This is a genomic window from Streptomyces viridosporus (assembly GCF_002078235.1).
GTDB classification, from domain to species: domain Bacteria; phylum Actinomycetota; class Actinomycetes; order Streptomycetales; family Streptomycetaceae; genus Streptomyces; species Streptomyces viridosporus.
Window position 1 is genome coordinate 1 of the sequence record NZ_MSGP01000545.1, and the last position, 348, is coordinate 348.

Below are 348 nucleotides of genomic sequence, written 5' to 3' on the forward strand. Positions count from 1 at the left end.
CGGGGGCCGCCGTCAGCACGGCGGCCGTGGTGAGGGCGGTCAGAAAGGTGCGGGGGGTGCGGGATGGCATGCGGCTCTCCTCGGTGGGGTGGAGTGGGCGCCGATTCCCTGACTCACTGACTCATGACGATGTGAATGTCGTGCCCATGACATACATGGGGGCGGGTGGCCCGGTGGGCGCGGGGTCCCGTGCCCGCGCCCACCGGTGTTCTCGGGTGTTCAGGCGGCCCGCCGCCTCCGCTCCCCGTGTCCGCGGATGATCTCCGCGTACCGGTGACCGGTGCCCTTGACGGTGCGGGCCTGGGTGGCGTAGTCGACGTGGACGAGGCCGAAGCGCTTGTCGTAGCC

Annotated in this window: 1 protein-coding gene; it reads right to left on the reverse strand. The window is 71.3% G+C overall.

The window, feature by feature from the left end; all coding sequences use genetic code 11:
- Window positions 1-219: 219 nt before the first annotated feature.
- On the reverse strand, window positions 220-348 hold a 129-nt coding region (locus B7L92_RS42930), incomplete at its 5' end, for a family 1 glycosylhydrolase (RefSeq protein ID WP_255311234.1).